Below are 16,000 nucleotides of genomic sequence, written 5' to 3'. Positions count from 1 at the left end.
GACAAATTACACATTTACGCGGGAGGATTAAGAAGTGAAATCATTTAAAAAAGTCACACTGATGTTCATCATGTCCGTTTTAGTTGTCTTCGCAGCAGCTTGCGGAAGCAGTAGTACGAACGGCAGCAGCTCGGGAGAAGGCAAACAAAGCGATAAAGCAGAGGATAAGGCTTCAGGATCTTTGACGATTTCCGGTTCTTCGGCGATGCAGCCGCTCGTGTTAGCCGCGGCTGAAAAATTCATGGATGAAAATCCGGATGCCGATATTCAGGTGCAGGCAGGAGGTTCTGGAACGGGCCTTTCTCAAGTAGCTGAAGGAACGGTTCAAATCGGAAACTCCGACGTATTTGCTGAAGAAAAAGAAGGCATCCCTGCCAAGGAGCTTGTTGACCATCAAGTCGCAGTAGTCGGCATGGCGGCAGCCGTTAATCCGGAAGTGGGCGTTAAGGATATTTCATTAGAAGATCTGAAAAAGGTGTTTACAGGAAAGATCAAAAACTGGAAAGAACTTGGCGGCAAAGATCAAAAGATCACCCTCGTTAACCGTCCTGATTCTTCAGGAACCCGTGCGACATTTGTTAAATATGCGCTTGACGGAGAAACTCCTGCTGAAGGCATCACCGAGGATTCTTCAAACACGGTGAAAAAGTTAATTGCTGAAACACCGGGAGCGATCGGCTATCTTGCATTTTCATATATCAAAGACAACTCTATCACTCCTCTTTCAATTGACGGAGTGAAACCGACCGCAGAAAATGTGCAAAAAGGAAAATTCCCGATTTGGGCTTATGAGCATTCTTATACAAAAGGCGAGCCTACAGGTTTGGCTAAAAAGTTCCTCGATTATTTGATGAGCGACGAAATCCAAAAATCGATCGTCACGGATCAGGGCTATATTCCTGTAACAGACATGGAAGTAAAACGTGACGCAAGCGGTAAACAATCGGATAAATAATAAAGTTAGGCCGGGAAAGTGTGCTCCTGACACTTTCCCTATTATGACTTGTTTTAATAGGAGTGTAAAAAATGGTTCAAAAAATAGAGAAACTGTCCGCAGAAGAGCGGCTGATCAGCTCCAAACAAAATCGTAAAATGGATGAAGTCCGCGGGAAGATACTGGTCGCATCGTGCGCGTTTATTATGATGGCGGCGGCGATTTCGATTACAATCTTCCTCGGAAACAAGGGGTTGCAATCTTTTCTGGCTAACGGTGTAAGTCCGATTGAGTTCTTAACCAGTCTAGATTGGAATCCAACAAACCAAAACCCTGAATTCGGAGCGCTTCCGTTTATTCTCGGGTCATTTGCTGTAACCTTTCTTGCAGCTTTGATTGCTGCACCGCTTGGAATCGGAGGCGCGATATTCATGACCGAAATCGCACCTTCGTGGGGAAGAAAAGTATTGCAGCCGGTTGTCGAATTGCTTGTTGGCATTCCTTCCGTCGTTTATGGATTCATAGGCCTTACAGTATTAGTGCCGTTCATCAGTCATCTGAAAACAAGCGGATCGGGGCACAGTCTGCTGGCGGGAACGATTGTCCTGGCTGTCATGATTTTGCCGACGGTCACTTCAATTTCCACGGATGCGCTCAGCTCGCTGCCGAAAAGCCTGAGGGAAGGATCGTATGCACTGGGTGCAACGAGATGGCAGACGATCAGAAAGGTGCTGATTCCTGCCGCTCTGCCGTCGCTGCTTACGGCGGTTGTGCTCGGAATGGCGAGGGCGTTCGGAGAAGCGCTCGCCGTGCAGATGGTGATCGGAAACTCAAGGAATCTTTTTGAGAGTCTCTTGGATCCAGCGGGAACATTGACAACGATTATTACGTTAAACATGGGACATACAACGTATGGAAGCGTGGAAAACAATACGCTTTGGTCGATGGGGCTCGTTCTGTTGATCATGTCGTTCTTGTTCATTCTGCTGATCCGATATCTGTCATCCAGGAGGAAACTGTAATGAACAGCAAAGTAACTGATCGTATCGCAACTGGTGTTTTCGGATTGATCGCCGCGGTGATCACCGCGATTCTCGTCGGGTTGTTTTCTTATATTATCGTAGGCGGTTTTTCGCATATCAGCCTCGAATTTTTAACGTCGCGTTCCAGCGCACTGTCAAGCGGAGGAGGCATTCGGGATCAGCTGTTCAACTCGTTTTACATTTTGGTGCTGACCATGATCATCACTGTTCCGCTCGGAGTGGGCGGCGGTATATATATGGCAGAATATGCGCCTGACAACAAGCTGACCGACTTTATCCGCATCTGTATCGAAGTGCTGTCATCCCTTCCTTCCATCGTTATGGGGATGTTCGGCATGCTGGTATTTGTCAACCTGACCGGCTGGGGATACACCATTATCGGCGGAGCCCTGGCGCTGACGGTCTTTAACCTGCCTGTGATGGTGCGGGTGACAGAGGACGCGATCCGCTCGGTTCCGAAAGAGCAAAAAGAAGCATCTCTGGCACTGGGCGTTTCGAAATGGCATACGATTAAAACCGTTTTAATCCCGGGGGCAGTCCCGTCGATTATTACGGGGGCAATCCTTGCGTCAGGACGCGTTTTTGGTGAGGCGGCCGCCTTATTATTTACGGCGGGCCTGACAACGCCGAGACTGAATTTTGCCGATTGGAATCCTTTTTCGGAAACGTCTCCGCTCAATATTTTCAGACCGGCGGAAACGCTTGCCGTCCATATTTGGAACGTCAATACACAGGGCATTATTCCTGATGCGGAAGCGATCGCAAACGGCGGGTCAGCTGTTCTCGTTTTGTCCGTCCTGCTGTTTAATCTTGCCGCAAGATGGCTTGGCTCCTTTATTCATAAGAAACTAACGGCTCATAAATAAAAAGGAAGGGTGACATCTGATGGTTCAAATTCCGGCTTTGGAGATCGCGCGTGAGACGATTGGAATTGCGCCGCTGCCCGAAACGAAAGAACACATTTTAAAAGTGGAGAACTTAAATATATATTATGGAGAGAAACGGGCTGTCAACGATATTTCTTTCGATATTGACAAACATGCTGTTACAGCTCTGATCGGTCCGTCAGGCTGCGGAAAATCAACTTTTCTAAGAAGCATTAACCGAATGAACGACCTGATCGCATCCGCCAGAACGACGGGCAAAATCGTATATGAAGGGGTTAATATTCTGGATTCGAACATCAACGTTGTCAATCTCAGAAGGGAAATCGGGATGGTCTTTCAGAAGCCGAATCCTTTTCCGAAATCGATTTATCACAACATTACCCATGCGTTAAAATATGCGGGAGAACGAAGGAGATCGGTGCTGGATGATATCGTGGAAGAAAGCTTGACAAAAGCCGCATTGTGGGATGAAGTGAAAGACAGGCTCCATCAGTCGGCACTGTCATTGTCCGGAGGCCAGCAGCAGCGGCTCTGCATCGCGCGGACGCTTGCCATGAAGCCGGAAGTGCTGCTGCTGGATGAACCGGCTTCTGCCCTTGACCCGATTTCAAACGCGAAAATAGAGGAATTAATCGTTGCGTTAAAAAAGGAATATTCGATCATCATTGTCACACACAATATGCAGCAGGCTTCAAGAATTTCCGATAAAACGGCATTTTTTCTGAACGGTGATCTGGTTGAATACGACCGGACGGAAAAAATCTTCACCAATCCATCAGAAAAAAAGACAGACGATTATATCAACGGCAGATTTGGATAAGGAGGACGGCTTCATGAGCGCAGTTGCAGCAGTAAAGCAAAAAGAGGTGTACCGGATCAGCGATTTGAATCTGTGGTACGGCAGCCACCATGCATTAAAAAATATTAACCTGACCATTCCGGAATACGAAATTACCGCGATCATCGGCCCGTCAGGCTGCGGAAAATCGACTTTTATTAAGACGCTGAATCTGATGATCAATATGGTTCCAAACGTTAAAATGACCGGCGAAATCGTCTATGACGGAAAAAATGTGCTGAACAGCAAAATCGATCTTGTCGAATTAAGAAAAAAAGTCGGTATGGTGTTTCAAAAAGGAAATCCGTTCCCGCAGTCGATCTTTGATAATGTCGCATACGGACCGCGAATCCACGGATTAAAAAATAAAAAAGAATTGCACGAAAGAGTGGAAAAAGCGCTGATTGACGTGGCGTTGTGGGATGAAGTAAAAGACCGCCTTCAAGCCCCGGCGCTTGGCCTTTCCGGAGGCCAGCAGCAGCGTTTGTGCATCGCAAGAGCACTCGCAACGAATCCGGATGTTTTGCTGATGGATGAGCCGACATCGGCATTAGACCCTGTATCCACCTTGAAAATCGAAGAGCTCATGCTGAAGCTGAAAGAAAAGTACACGATCGCCATCGTGACTCATAATATGCAGCAGGCTTCCAGGATTTCTGACCAGACCGCTTTTTTCCTGATGGGAGAGCTCATCGAATGTAACGATACGTTTAAAATGTTTTCGTCTCCGGACGATGTGAGGACAAAAGATTATATTACCGGCCGATTTGGCTGATGGTAATGGCAGGCTGCCGACTCTCATCGGCAGCCTTTTTATGATGCGAGGGGGTTCTTTCGGTCAACGGAAGGAAGTCGTTAGAAGAGGCTTTTTTGGCATTGGCAATAGCAAAAAAACAGGCTGTATTGAGACAGCCTGTTTTTTAACGGGATAGAGCCTTGACGATGCTTTTTAAGCTCGATCCGCGCTTTAATTCGTATTTGCCTGCGCGGATTTTAGATTCGTAGCCCGCGTCTTTTACATAGTCTTTAAAATCATCTGCTGATGGGACAACCTTTTCTTTTTCGAGAATATCGGCAACCTCTGCCGTGCTCATGCCTTTTTTGATCTCAAGCTTGTATTTGGAGCCTTTTTTCGGCTCGTTATCTTGTCCTGAGTCTTTCTCATTTTGGCTGGCGTCATCCTGTTTTAGCGCCTTTTCTTTATATTGCAGAAGGTCCTGGTAATCTGTTCGTGTAAGCGAGACCTGATCATTGTCTTTCAAATATGTTTTGACATCGGCTTCACTGACTTTGTTTTTTGAAGATTCTGCGTTTCCGCTGCCCGTCAGGTAAAATGTGCCCGCCAGAACAGCCGTCGCCAAAATCATTCCCCCGGCGAAAGCTTGTACACTTTGTCTGGTCATACGAGCACCCTCTCATTATCCTTGATGATCGCTTTTACATCTTCAACAGAGACATGCTCTGCTTTTGCAATCGCTTCTTCTGACATGCCGTTTTGATATTTTGAAAGAATTTGTTTTGCGATATGCTGGCTGATCCCTGCGTTCGGTCTGCGGACAACGACGTTTGAATCGAGGAGCTCTTCTTCAAGCACTGTCATTTTCTTTTTCAGCTTATAGATTTCCTGCATGGCGGACAGCTGGAGCGTTTCCAGTTCCTGTTCAACTTCTTTAATCGGTTCTCTCTGAAAATATGAGAATGCGATCAGCGCAATGCTGACAACGAGCAGCGCAATGATAGCAATTTCCACGTTCATCACCTTCAATTCTTATTTTCTCCTTCTTTTTTATACCATAAAAACGCTTGCTTCAAAAGGAATTAATAAAAAAAATAAAAAATTTGTCGACAAAATTCATTTTCATTGGTGCTTTTGTATGGTGTATAAGGAAACAAGCTCTTCGGGGAGCGGCATGATTGTGAAGCGGCGAGCCGGGAAAACGCCTTTTCAATATAATATTCGAAACGGTTTTTCGTTTTCTAGCGATCGTTTGCAAATAGATTCCGAACATAAGCCCCCGGAGTTGAGGATTTTATCCTGCCAGCGGTCTAAGCCGTGCCTTGGCGATTGATGAACTCTTTCAGGACTTACGCTCCTAAAGAGGACAAAGAAAAGGGGAAGGCTTTTATTTTCGGCCTGCATGACCGGCAAACAGCAGAAAAGCATTTTGGGAAGGCGTATATGTCTCAAAACTTTTGGCTAAACCCGCACAAACTGAAAAAAACGCCTGGCATTCCGGCTTCAATAGTGGTATTATAGATAGGTCTGAACAGCAAATGATATATAGTTTGGAGGGAAAATAAATGCGCGTAAATATTACTTTGGCTTGCACTGAATGCGGCGAGCGTAACTATATTTCTAAAAAGAACAAGCGTAACAACCCGGATCGCGTTGAATTCAAAAAGTATTGCCCACGTGACAAAAAATCAACTTTACATCGCGAAACAAAGTAAGCAGCAGGAATTTTCCTGCTGTTTTTTTCAATTTGAAAGGGGGATCGATGTGAAGCGTTCGTTAAGAAGCGAGGTCAGAAATCAACTTGCAAAGCTTACGGATCAGGAATTTCGGCAAAAAACAAAGGCGATCCAGCAGGCGTTTTTAGAGTCGAAGGAGTGGGCGGATTCTTCTGTCATCGCCATGACCATCTCAAGAAAGCCGGAGATTCCGACAAGGCCGATTATTGAGCGGGCTTGGCGCGAAGGCAAGACGGTGTGTATTCCAAAATGCCTCCCTGAAACAAAAGGGATGCATTTCCGCCGCTTCAAAGATGACAGCGAGCTGGAGGTCGTCTACTTCGGGCTCCAGGAGCCGATCATACATAAAACAGAGCTGATCAAGCCGGAGGATATCGACCTTATCGTCGTTCCGGGGATATGCTTTGACCTTGAGGGCTATAGGATCGGTTATGGCGGCGGTTATTATGACCGGTATTTGGAGGGCTTTATGAATGAGACGGCGTCGCTTGCCTTTCATTGCCAAATCGTTGAGCGCGTTCCCCGCGAGGTGCACGATATCCCGGTGAAGCAAATTTTCACCGAGGAAAGGACATTCGTTTGCCGCTGAATAAATATTGTAAAATGAGACACGATACGGTTATAGGAGGGATGATATGAGGAAAATGACTTTTATTGTACTGGGCACGCTTGCCGCACTCGTATTTTTTCAAAACCGCTATCGTGTGATCAATTTCATTCTTGGCCGCGACAGAATCCGCCACTACTTCATTCATTGGATCATGAGAATTCCGTTTATCCGAAACAAGTTTATCCAGCAGGCGTTTTAAATCCCGTTTCAAAAACGGGATTTTTTATGCGCTGATGTGAAACCGGGCAAGAAAGGGCGATTCCTGTTATAATGAACAAAAAACATTGTGGAGCGACGCTATGTATTCATTTGATTACATGTACTGGAATTTCATCAAACACCTCTTGGAACGGGATTATGAGCTCGTGCAGGCGCCGGCTTCGTTTGGGGAAGCCTGGCTTGAAGCCGGGGGAAGCGCTCCGTACGATTTGATCCGCATCTACAGGCAGGATATTGATTTTAGACAGGAGCTCGTCCGCGATCTTGAGTCATTAGCGGAAAGAACGGAGCGTTTAAGGGCAGCTTCAGGCAGACGGAAGCTTTCGGTTTTAACCGTTTATTTATCACAGCAAGCGCCTGTTGACGAGTGGGAAGACGTCGTCAGCCATTCGGTTGAAGGCAAAAGAGTCAGCATTGCGCCGATATTCATCGATGAAGCCTCTATAGAGGAAGGCCTCAAGAAAATCGCTGCGGCCTTACACATACATACAGGCGGCTGGACGGAAGACATCAAGGATGCTACATACGAAGAAGCCGTGAAAGTCAGGGATGAGGTTTTGGAGGCTGCAAAGCGCAGGGAAGAGGAAAGAAAGCGGGAAGCGGCGCTTTTTGAAAGGGGAACGCCGATTGTCACCTGGTTTTTCGCCGGTCTTCAAGTCATCATGTTTCTTCTATTAGAAATAGCGGGAGGAAGCCAAAATACCGAAACGCTCATTCGGTTTGGCGCAAAGGAAAACAGCTTAATATTGGCGGGGGAGTGGTGGAGACTGCTCACGCCGATCGTCCTCCATATCGGACTCGTCCACCTGTTATTTAACACGTTTGCATTGTTGTCGGTAGGGGCGGCAGCAGAAAGGGTCTACGGTTCATTCCGGTTTCTCGCCATTTACATAACGGCCGGGGTTTTCGGTTCGATCGGCAGCTTTTTGTTCAGTCCGTACCCTTCTGCGGGAGCATCAGGGGCAATCTTCGGGTGCCTGGGAGCCCTTTTGTTCCTCGCTTTTTCAAACCGAAAGGCCTTTTTAAAGACGATTGGAACGAATATTATCGTCATCATTATCCTGAACCTCGGGCTCGGCTTCGCCGTTTCGAACATTGACAACGCCGGGCATATCGGCGGCTTGATCGGGGGATTGCTTTCGGCAATGGCAGTCGGGCTCCCCGGGAAAAGGAACGCGGGGCTGCGGGTGATCGGCTGGGTTTTAGTCCTTGTCATTGGCGGAGGAGCGCTTTACTGGGGCTTTCATTCCGTGCCGGTTCAGGAAAGCGCCCTCCTGTATAATGCCAGGAAATGGTATGAAGAAGGCGAATACGAAAAGGTGAGGAATGCGCTGCAGGAAGCCGCCGGACGGAAAGACGCTTCAAGCGACATTTTGAAAATACTCGCCATTTCCGAAATTCAGCTCGGCGAATATGATACTGCTGAAAAAAGGCTCGCGGCCCTCGTTAGAAAAGATCCTTCAGATCATGCTTCCTTCTATTATATGGCAGTGCTGTACGTCGGAAAGGGAGAATTGAAAAAAGCGGAGCAGTCCGTTGAACAGGCGCTAAAAGAAAAACCGGATGAAAAGATGTATCAAATGCTGAAGAATGAAATTATAAATGAATTAGACAAGTAATCAAGTATGAAATGCTTCCGTTATGTTAAAAATGGTCTGAAAAACAGATCTTTTGACGGGAGCTTTTTCATGGAAAAAAAACAGTTTGTGAAGGAAAACCTGGCTGAAAATGTCGATTATTTAAATGAAAAATTGGGGGTCGGCAAAAGCTTTGACATGATCCGGCTCGACGTGATCTATGCCGGAAGAAACATGGCCCTGTATTTGGTCGACGGGTTTGTAAAAGACGATATCACGCATCATTTGCTGAAAAATCTTTCAAAGCTTTCTCCCGAGTGTTTGGAAGACGATCCGCTCGAAAAGCTGATCAAAACCTATATACCTTATATCGAAGTTTCGACGGAGGATGACCTCGACAAAGCAGCAGACCAGGTGCTGGCGGGTCCCGCCGTGCTGCTTGCAGACGGTGTCGATCATGCCATTATTATAGATGCCAGGACATACCCGGCAAGAAATCCCGAAGAGCCTGACAATGAACGTGTCGTCAGGGGATCGAGGGACGGTTTTGTCGAAACGATTGTATTTAACACAGCATTGACAAGGAGAAGAATCCGCGACCGTTCGCTCCGAATGGAGATCCTCCAAGTCGGGAGAAGAAGCAAGACGGATGTTGTCGTGTGCTATCTTGAAGACATCGCCGATTTGGAGAACGTGAAAAAGCTAAAAAAATCACTGGAAACGATCGATACAGATGCTTTGACAATGGCCGAAAAAACGCTGGAAGAGTACATCGGCGGCCGGCATTGGAATCCGTATCCGACGGTCCGCTATACAGAAAGGCCTGATACGGCGGCCGTACATTTGTATGAAGGCCACATCCTCGTCTTTGTCGACGGCTCGCCGAGCGCCCTGATTACGCCTGTAACCTTCTGGCACCATTTGCAGCATGCGGAAGAGTACAGAAACAAACCGCTGGCAGGGGCTTATTTGCGTATGGTTCGCTTTATATCGGTATTGGCATCGATCTTCCTGCTGCCGCTGTGGTTTTTGCTGTCCATTCACCCTGAACTGCTGCCGGACGCCCTTCATTATATCGGCCCTGATAAAAAGGGAGCACTTCCGTTACTGGCGCAGTTTCTGATCATCGAATTAGGGGTCGATATGATGAGAATGGCGGCGATTCACACGCCGTCATCGCTTGCCACAGCTCTCGGTCTTGTGGCTGCGTTAATGATCGGCGAAGTGGCAGTGCAGGTCGGACTCTTCTCCCATGAGGTCGTGCTGTATTTAGCCGTTGCGGCGATCGGCACGTTCGCCACGCCGAGCTATGAGATGAGCATCGCCAACCGCCTTGTCAGACTCGCGCTTCTCATCGCTGCGGGCGCTTTTGGTCCAATGGGCTTTGTTATCGGCATTTTCTGCTGGATCATTTATTTGGTAAGGATGAAATCCTTTCATGTTCCTTATTTATGGCCGTTTATTCCCTTTGATTACAGGGCTTTCCGCGATATCGCGATTCGCACTCCGATGCCGCTGAAAAACAGAAGGCCCGTATTTTTGGACCCGCAGGACCCCGACCGCTAAAGCCTGTTTTCATAATGAGAAGACAGGCTTTTTTTGCTTGACGCCAACCGGGTTTATTTATACGCTATTGTTAGGTTTTTAAAAGAATGGTGGATGACATGAAAACAGCATACGATGTACAGTTGTTCTTGAAACGGTTCGGGTGCTATGTGTATTTCGGAGATCGGGAGCTGGAGCTTGAGTATATGATGGACGAACTCAAAGAAATGCTTTTTGCAAACCTGATCGAGAAAGAAGAATGGGCACAAGCGATGTCGATTTTGCAGAATGAACTGACAAATGTAAAGAGAAAATAAAACAGTTGGGTTTTAAGGGGGACTTATGATGAATGAAAGCTGGCTGGTCGGAGTCGACCTCGGGGGAACGACCGTAAAACTCGCTTTTGTAAGCGCTTATGGGGAAATCCGGCACAAGTGGGAAATCCCGACCGATAAATCGGGAAAAACGGTGACGGTAGACATCGCAAAAGCGATTGACAGCAAGCTGAGGGAAATCGGGAAGCCGAAACACATCTTAAAATGGATCGGAATGGGGGCGCCGGGACCGGTCAATATAGAGACGGGCGTCGTTTACAAGACGACCAATATGGGCTGGGAAAACTATCCGTTAAAAGACCATCTGGAGGCGGAAACAGGGCTTCCGGCCGTCATCGAAAACGACGCAAACATCGCCGCTCTCGGGGAAATGTGGAAAGGTGCGGGTGACGGCGCAAAACATCTCATTCTCGCTACGTTAGGAACCGGTGTCGGCGGCGGCATTATCGTCAACGGTGAAATCGTCCACGGCAAGAACGGAGCCGGAGGGGAAATCGGCCACATTTGTGCTGTTGCAGAAGGAGGTGCCCCTTGCAACTGCGGGAAAACCGGCTGCATTGAAACGATTGCGTCCGCCACCGGCATTGTCAGGATCGCCAAAGAGAAAATTGCGGCAGGCGATTGTGAAACCGTTTTAAAAGATCACCCTGCACTATCGTCACGCGAAATTTTCGAAGCGGCTGAACAAAACGATCCGGCAGCAGCGTATGTCATCGAATATGTTACAAACCATCTCGGACTGGTTCTCGGCAATCTGGCAAGCTCGTTGAATCCTTCAAAAATCGTCATTGGCGGCGGCGTATCAAAAGCGGGCGAAATCCTCCGCGCCAATGTTGAAAAATCGTTTAAAAAGTACGTGTTTCCAAGAGCGGGAGAGGCTGCGGATATCGTGATCGCTTCGCTCGGAAATGATGCCGGCGTTATCGGCGGAGCGTGGATCGCAAAGAACGCATGGCTGCAAAGCGAGGCCCAGCTTCATTAAGGGTAGCTTTGTTAAAATGGATTGATTTTTTTATGAAGACACGCTAAGATATAATTTAGTTATTTTTAACCTTTTTACTAAAATAAGAAATTTATGGAATCTGCCTGATTGCTGTATAGGGAGGTTAGGAATGCAAAAGTCATTTTTTTCGAAAATTTCGTTTTTGCTCATTGCGACATTGCTGATGTGGCTGAAAACGTATGTCGTGTATAAAACAAGCTTCAATATTAAAATCGAAAATTTCATGCAAGAGTTTATTTTGTTCATCAATCCACTAAGCTTTTTGCTGTTTATTTTCGGAATCAGCCTGTTTTTTAAAGAAAAAAACAGAAATCGTTTTATTATCGTGGTGAGCATCGTTCTGACGTTCGTCCTTTTGGCAAATATGATTTTCTACCGTTTTTACAATGACTTCCTGACGATCCCGGTATTGTTCCAGACGAATAACATGGGCGACTTGGGAAGCAGCATCAATTCCCTGTTCATGCCTACCGATCTCCTTCTTGCCGTTGACATCATCATTTTGATGTGGCTGTACAAGCGCCAGCCGGAGAAAACCGTCGGTGCGGCGACAAGGAAAGAGAAGGCGGCCTACTTTCTGTTTGTCGCAGCCGTTTTCTTTTTCAATCTGGGAGTATCGGAAACAGAGAGGCCGCAGCTCTTGACGAGATCGTTTGACAGGGAAGTGCTCGTCAAAAACATCAGCCTCTACAATTTCCACATCTACGATGCCCTGATCCAGTCCAAGCAGTCTGCCCAGCGCGCACTGGCTGACAGCAACAGCCTCACCGAAATCGAAAACTATCTCAGCGCAAACCGGACTGACCCGAGCAAGGATATGTCCGGAATCGCCAAAGGGCGCAATGTGATTTTAGTTTCATTGGAATCCACCCAAAGCTTTGTCTTGAACCGGAAATTGAACGGCAAAGAAATCACTCCTTATTTGAACGACCTGATCAAAAAAAGCTACAGTTTTGAAAACGTTTATCATCAGACAGGACAGGGGAAAACAGCAGATTCTGAATTCATCGTCGACAACTCTCTTTATCCTTTGGGAAGAGGAGCGGTCTTCTTTACAAATGCTGCAAACAAGTATACGGCGATGCCTGCCATTTTGAAAAATCACGGCTATTATTCCGCGGTTTTTCATGCGAACAACAAAAGCTTCTGGAACCGGGACATCATGTATGAGTCGCTTAAATATGATAAGTTTTACGATGTCAAATCGTATGACGTAAATGATGAAAACTCGGTAGGATGGGGATTGAAAGATAAAGAATTCTTTGAGCAGACATCAGAGCTGATGAAAGAAATTCCGCAGCCGTTTTACACCCGCCTGATCACGCTGACGAATCATTTTCCTTTTGAACTGAACGAAGAGGATAAAATGATCGACGAATTCGATTCGAAAAGCAGCACGCTGAACAAATATTTCCCGACCGTCCGCTATCAGGACGAAGCGCTTAAGCGGTTTATTGAAAAGCTGAAAAAGGACGGACTGTATGAAAATTCGATAATCGTGTTATACGGGGACCATTACGGAATTTCGGAAAACCATAATGAAGCGATGGGACAGTTCCTCGGCAAGGAAATCACGCCTTTTGAGGAAGTGCAGCTTCAACGAGTCCCGATTGTGATCCATATTCCGGGCGTCACGGATAAAAAGCCGAAAACGATTGACACCGTCGGCGGACAGGTTGATATCCGTCCGACATTGCTCAACCTGCTCGGGATCGATTCAAGCGATCAAATCCAGTTCGGGAACGACCTGTTTTCCCGCGATAAAACGGAATTCACAGTCCTTCGCGACGGAAGCGTCATTACGAAGGACCGCATATACACAGACGGCGTATGCTATGATAAATCAACCGGCAAGTCTGCGAAAGATCAAGAAAGCTGTGAGGCTTTTGTCGAAAAAGCAAAACAGGAGCTCTCATACTCTGATCAAATCATTTACGGGGATTTACTGAGATTTTACGACAGTGAACGTTTAAAAAGCCACCAAAAGAAAAGCAATAAAGAATAGGAAAAAGCTTCCGTGCATTGGCCGGAAGCTTTTTTTGTGCTGTATTCATCGGATTTTAGATACAGAAAAAGAGCTCCCACATACCTAGCCCTGCTTGGCTAGGTATGTGGCAATCTTCTTCATGTTCTGGCATGCGGCTGTGAGGAGAACTTGTCACTCACATTCCATTTTCCCTTCAACCTGCAATAGCGAAGTCCATGCAGCTGTTTTGAATCTGCAAAGCTTCGCTCTATTTTTTCTTTTCTTTTTTTATAGAGGGTTTTCCCTGAAACAGACAAACGATTTTGTCTGGTCTTTTCTTTGTGGTCCTCCCATACATGCCGGGCAATGACTTTCTGGCGGTTCTTTAATCTTGTGCAGTGCTCAAGCAATGGGCATGCGGAACAGGTTTCAGGATTTGATTTATATGACCGGCAGCCTTTTCGGTCAGTTGTTGAGTATGTAAGTGTTTGCTGGTTCGGGCAAATGTAACTGTCTTTTTCACTGTCATCATGAAACTTCCATTTTGGAAACAAGCCTCTAGTAGGGTGATATCGTCTATGGGCAATAACGCCAAAAATATGGCGGTCAGCTAATTCTTTACAGATCGGAGTCGTTAAATAACCAGAATAAAGAGCGACGGCTCCAACTTCAAAATCAAATCGTGCAATTTGGTGATCTAATTCAAATTTTTTATTGCTTTTAGCGCCAGTTTGTTAAATAAAGATGCTTTAACTGAGACTCTTTCATTTCATCATAAATTTGCTCAATCTGCTGTTCTCATTCGAATTCTTCCGGGTTTTTAAACCTTTTGTTAATCGTCATATCGCTCACCTCCTTTCAAATCCGCTTCAAGCGAAATAATCCCCGGCATCATTTCTTCTGCCGCGGGCAAGTAAAAACCGCAGACAAAAGAAGACACCAATGCCTCTACTGCCTGCGGGGAGCCGTATGTCCGTCTATTCCGATTTTAATGCGTGCGATAAGCATCGGTTAAGGAAGGACACGAACTCTTCCACAGGCTGTATCACGTCCAGGTTGACGTCGCTGTCTCATTGTAATTTTGTTCAGCCTCTTTTGCTTTTTTCTTACTTTGTAAGCATATCCACCAAATTTCATTTTATGAACATCTTTTTCCAAATACGGACGGAATTCGCATGTTTCATCGAGTGGATTTGCCCTTTGTTTATGATACCTGCTTCATTTCTTTTCTGGAGCGGTCTTTCTTGTGGTATCCAATAAAGTAAATGAGACCGACAAACACGGCTCCGCCAATGACATTGCCGATAAAAGCCGGAATGATGTTTCCGATAAACTGCCCCCACGTGAACGAGCCTGCAAAAATGGCTGCGGGAATCACAAACATGTTGGCGACAACGTGCTGAAATCCGATTGCCACAAAAGCCATAATTGGGAACCAGATCCCAAGGATTTTTCCTGCTCCGTCTTGTGCGCCGAAAGAAAGCCATACCGCAAGACATACAAGCCAGTTACAGCCGATGCCGGAAATGAGAACCTTGCCGAAGCTCATATCGAGTTTTCCTTGTGCAACGGCGATCGTTTTTTCTAAATAAGGACCTGTTTCAGTCAATCCAACCAAATGTCCGAAAAAGTAAGCAACAAACAGTGCGCCGATTAAGTTCATAATCGTGACGATTCCCCAGTTAACCGCCAATTGTTTTAGTGATATTTTTCTTGAAAAGAAAGCCATCGCAACGGACATCATATTCCCTGTGATCAATTCAGCGCCAGCGAGCACCACAAGTATCAGACCGACAGGAAATACGGCAGCTCCGATCAGGCTGGACAGGCTTCCCCATTCTTTCGGCAGGTCGCCGATTACCCTGATATCAAGCAAGTACCCAAGCGCGATAAATGCGCCGCCTAAAAACCCCAATACAAGCAGAGACGGCAGCGGGAGCTGTATTTTTTTCATCCCTGCTTCAATTGCTGCATCCGCTATTTCATCCGGTTTCCGAAAAGCCATACTAAAACCCTCCATTATTTCTTCTTTTCTCACAGTTATGGCAGAAAGACAATAAAAAAAGGCAGCACTCAAATAACCTGTGTCAACCAGGCGTTCGAATGCTGCCTAACTTGTATGCATACCCATACAACAAAATCAAGCAGAATTAAGATATTGAAAGAGAATATATACAGTTCGTGCATACATTCCATTGCTTTTGTCTTCTATAACTGTAGCAACATTATATCAATTGTGACAAAAATGTGTCAATGACAAATGTTCATCTATTTTTTAGTCAAAGACAAACGCAGATACAGCGAGAATTCCCTCAATTTTATATCAGAAAACAAATGAACTGGCTTAGCCCCGATCAGCTCCTCCATCCCTTCCGGCGTTTGTTTGGAATAAAGATCTTGAATCAGGCTTGTCCGGCCCGCATCTACCGTTTTTCTTCCTTCAGGTGGCGGGCGATAAACTGCTCGCTTGCACTCGGGTTTTCATACAGTGTTGAGACTGCCATGTTTTCTACAAATACAGTGTGAATCCGTTCAGGCCCTTTGCCGAACAATTCTTTGCGAAGTTTTCAT

16 protein-coding genes and 3 pseudogenes are annotated in these 16,000 nt (G+C 46.3%); 13 read left to right on the top strand and 6 right to left on the bottom strand.

Annotation, left to right across the window (positions count from 1 at the left end; translation table 11 throughout):
• Positions 1–34 precede the first annotated feature (34 nt).
• The 5 genes from AB447_RS04445 (at position 35) to pstB (AB447_RS04425) (ending at position 4,477) form a co-directional block, all read left to right on the top strand.
• Entirely contained in the window at positions 35–955 is a 921-nt protein-coding gene (locus AB447_RS04445) for a phosphate ABC transporter substrate-binding protein (RefSeq protein WP_269430316.1), read from the top strand.
• A 71-nt stretch (positions 956–1,026) separates the two neighbouring features.
• Positions 1,027–1,956, top strand: coding sequence for a phosphate ABC transporter permease subunit PstC (gene pstC, locus AB447_RS04440; protein WP_048353157.1), 930 nt, complete (start codon positions 1,027–1,029; stop codon positions 1,954–1,956).
• Positions 1,956–2,843 (top strand): phosphate ABC transporter permease PstA, encoded by an 888-nt coding sequence (gene pstA / locus AB447_RS04435; protein ID WP_048353156.1) that lies wholly within the window; start codon positions 1,956–1,958, stop codon positions 2,841–2,843. Before pstC ends, pstA begins: the two co-directional genes overlap by 1 nt.
• A gap of 19 nt (positions 2,844–2,862) precedes the next feature.
• Positions 2,863–3,684: a phosphate ABC transporter ATP-binding protein PstB gene (gene pstB, locus AB447_RS04430; protein WP_048353155.1), complete on the top strand. Its 822-nt coding sequence runs from the start codon at positions 2,863–2,865 to the stop codon at positions 3,682–3,684.
• Between the two features lie 13 nt (positions 3,685–3,697).
• Positions 3,698–4,477: a phosphate ABC transporter ATP-binding protein PstB gene (gene pstB, locus AB447_RS04425; RefSeq protein WP_048353154.1), complete on the top strand. Its 780-nt coding sequence runs from the start codon at positions 3,698–3,700 to the stop codon at positions 4,475–4,477.
• A gap of 145 nt (positions 4,478–4,622) precedes the next feature.
• Here the strand turns inward: pstB (AB447_RS04425) and AB447_RS04420 are convergent, their stop codons facing one another.
• Positions 4,623–5,105 carry an endolytic transglycosylase MltG gene (locus tag AB447_RS04420; RefSeq protein WP_048353153.1) on the bottom strand — a complete coding sequence of 161 codons (483 nt, stop codon included), beginning with the start codon at positions 5,103–5,105 and terminating at the stop codon, positions 4,623–4,625.
• On the bottom strand, positions 5,102–5,452 hold the full coding sequence (locus tag AB447_RS04415) for a hypothetical protein (protein WP_046130043.1): 351 nt from the start codon (positions 5,450–5,452) through the stop codon (positions 5,102–5,104). The genes AB447_RS04420 and AB447_RS04415 overlap by 4 nt, the downstream gene beginning before the upstream one ends.
• Positions 5,453–6,003: 551 nt before the next feature.
• Between AB447_RS04415 and rpmG the strand changes: the two genes are divergently transcribed.
• The 8 genes from rpmG to AB447_RS04375 all read left to right on the top strand — a co-directional run bounded on the left by rpmG (position 6,004) and on the right by AB447_RS04375 (position 13,468).
• Complete coding sequence (gene rpmG, locus AB447_RS24985) at positions 6,004–6,153, top strand: 50S ribosomal protein L33 (protein WP_003153056.1); 150 nt, start codon at positions 6,004–6,006, stop codon at positions 6,151–6,153.
• 49 nt (positions 6,154–6,202) lie between these two features.
• Complete coding sequence (locus tag AB447_RS04400) at positions 6,203–6,763, top strand: 5-formyltetrahydrofolate cyclo-ligase (RefSeq protein ID WP_048353159.1); 561 nt, start codon at positions 6,203–6,205, stop codon at positions 6,761–6,763.
• 46 nt (positions 6,764–6,809) lie between these two features.
• Positions 6,810–6,983 carry a hypothetical protein gene (locus tag AB447_RS26130; protein ID WP_096891857.1) on the top strand — a complete coding sequence of 58 codons (174 nt, stop codon included), beginning with the start codon at positions 6,810–6,812 and terminating at the stop codon, positions 6,981–6,983.
• A gap of 100 nt (positions 6,984–7,083) precedes the next feature.
• Positions 7,084–8,622 (top strand): rhomboid family protein, encoded by a 1,539-nt coding sequence (locus tag AB447_RS04395; RefSeq protein WP_048405805.1) that lies wholly within the window; start codon positions 7,084–7,086, stop codon positions 8,620–8,622.
• A gap of 69 nt (positions 8,623–8,691) precedes the next feature.
• Positions 8,692–10,146, top strand: coding sequence for a spore germination protein (locus AB447_RS04390; RefSeq protein ID WP_048353150.1), 1,455 nt, complete (start codon positions 8,692–8,694; stop codon positions 10,144–10,146).
• A 98-nt stretch (positions 10,147–10,244) separates the two neighbouring features.
• Positions 10,245–10,442: a YqgQ family protein gene (locus AB447_RS04385; protein ID WP_048353149.1), complete on the top strand. Its 198-nt coding sequence runs from the start codon at positions 10,245–10,247 to the stop codon at positions 10,440–10,442.
• 28 nt (positions 10,443–10,470) lie between these two features.
• The gene (locus AB447_RS04380; RefSeq protein ID WP_048353148.1) at positions 10,471–11,442 is read left to right on the top strand and encodes an ROK family glucokinase; all 972 of its coding nucleotides are present in this window, start codon (positions 10,471–10,473) and stop codon (positions 11,440–11,442) included.
• 130 nt (positions 11,443–11,572) lie between these two features.
• Positions 11,573–13,468: an LTA synthase family protein gene (locus AB447_RS04375; RefSeq protein WP_048353147.1), complete on the top strand. Its 1,896-nt coding sequence runs from the start codon at positions 11,573–11,575 to the stop codon at positions 13,466–13,468.
• An 84-nt stretch (positions 13,469–13,552) separates the two neighbouring features.
• Here AB447_RS04375 and AB447_RS04370 read toward each other — a convergent pair.
• The 4 genes and pseudogenes from AB447_RS04370 to AB447_RS24975 form a co-directional block, all read right to left on the bottom strand.
• Positions 13,553–14,130: pseudogene (locus tag AB447_RS04370) on the bottom strand (transposase); the annotation flags it as partial.
• 19 nt (positions 14,131–14,149) lie between these two features.
• Positions 14,150–14,272: pseudogene (locus tag AB447_RS24980) on the bottom strand (YrzI family small protein).
• 361 nt (positions 14,273–14,633) lie between these two features.
• Positions 14,634–15,434 (bottom strand): formate/nitrite transporter family protein, encoded by an 801-nt coding sequence (locus AB447_RS04365; protein WP_048353146.1) that lies wholly within the window; start codon positions 15,432–15,434, stop codon positions 14,634–14,636.
• A gap of 270 nt (positions 15,435–15,704) precedes the next feature.
• A pseudogene (locus tag AB447_RS24975) lies at positions 15,705–15,981 on the bottom strand (Na-translocating system protein MpsC family protein).
• Positions 15,982–16,000 lie beyond the last annotated feature (19 nt).

This window comes from Bacillus glycinifermentans (assembly GCF_001042475.2).
Taxonomy (GTDB): Bacteria; Bacillota; Bacilli; order Bacillales; family Bacillaceae; genus Bacillus; species Bacillus glycinifermentans.
The sequence above is the reverse complement of the archived record's forward strand: the minus strand, read 5'-3'. Positions and strand labels throughout refer to the sequence as shown.

Coding starts and splice junctions, on each gene's coding strand:
- rpmG (WP_003153056.1), top strand. CDS start 6,004: ATGCGCGTAAATATTACTTTGGCTTGCACTGAATGCGGCGAGCGTAAC.
- pstA (WP_048353156.1), top strand. CDS start 1,956: ATGAACAGCAAAGTAACTGATCGTATCGCAACTGGTGTTTTCGGATTG.
- pstC (WP_048353157.1), top strand. CDS start 1,027: ATGGTTCAAAAAATAGAGAAACTGTCCGCAGAAGAGCGGCTGATCAGC.
- AB447_RS04365 (WP_048353146.1), bottom strand. CDS start 15,434: ATGGCTTTTCGGAAACCGGATGAAATAGCGGATGCAGCAATTGAAGCA.
- AB447_RS04380 (WP_048353148.1), top strand. CDS start 10,471: ATGAATGAAAGCTGGCTGGTCGGAGTCGACCTCGGGGGAACGACCGTA.
- pstB (WP_048353154.1), top strand. CDS start 3,698: ATGAGCGCAGTTGCAGCAGTAAAGCAAAAAGAGGTGTACCGGATCAGC.
- AB447_RS04385 (WP_048353149.1), top strand. CDS start 10,245: ATGAAAACAGCATACGATGTACAGTTGTTCTTGAAACGGTTCGGGTGC.
- AB447_RS26130 (WP_096891857.1), top strand. CDS start 6,810: ATGAGGAAAATGACTTTTATTGTACTGGGCACGCTTGCCGCACTCGTA.
- pstB (WP_048353155.1), top strand. CDS start 2,863: ATGGTTCAAATTCCGGCTTTGGAGATCGCGCGTGAGACGATTGGAATT.
- AB447_RS04395 (WP_048405805.1), top strand. CDS start 7,084: ATGTATTCATTTGATTACATGTACTGGAATTTCATCAAACACCTCTTG.
- AB447_RS04390 (WP_048353150.1), top strand. CDS start 8,692: ATGGAAAAAAAACAGTTTGTGAAGGAAAACCTGGCTGAAAATGTCGAT.
- AB447_RS04420 (WP_048353153.1), bottom strand. CDS start 5,105: ATGACCAGACAAAGTGTACAAGCTTTCGCCGGGGGAATGATTTTGGCG.
- AB447_RS04375 (WP_048353147.1), top strand. CDS start 11,573: ATGCAAAAGTCATTTTTTTCGAAAATTTCGTTTTTGCTCATTGCGACA.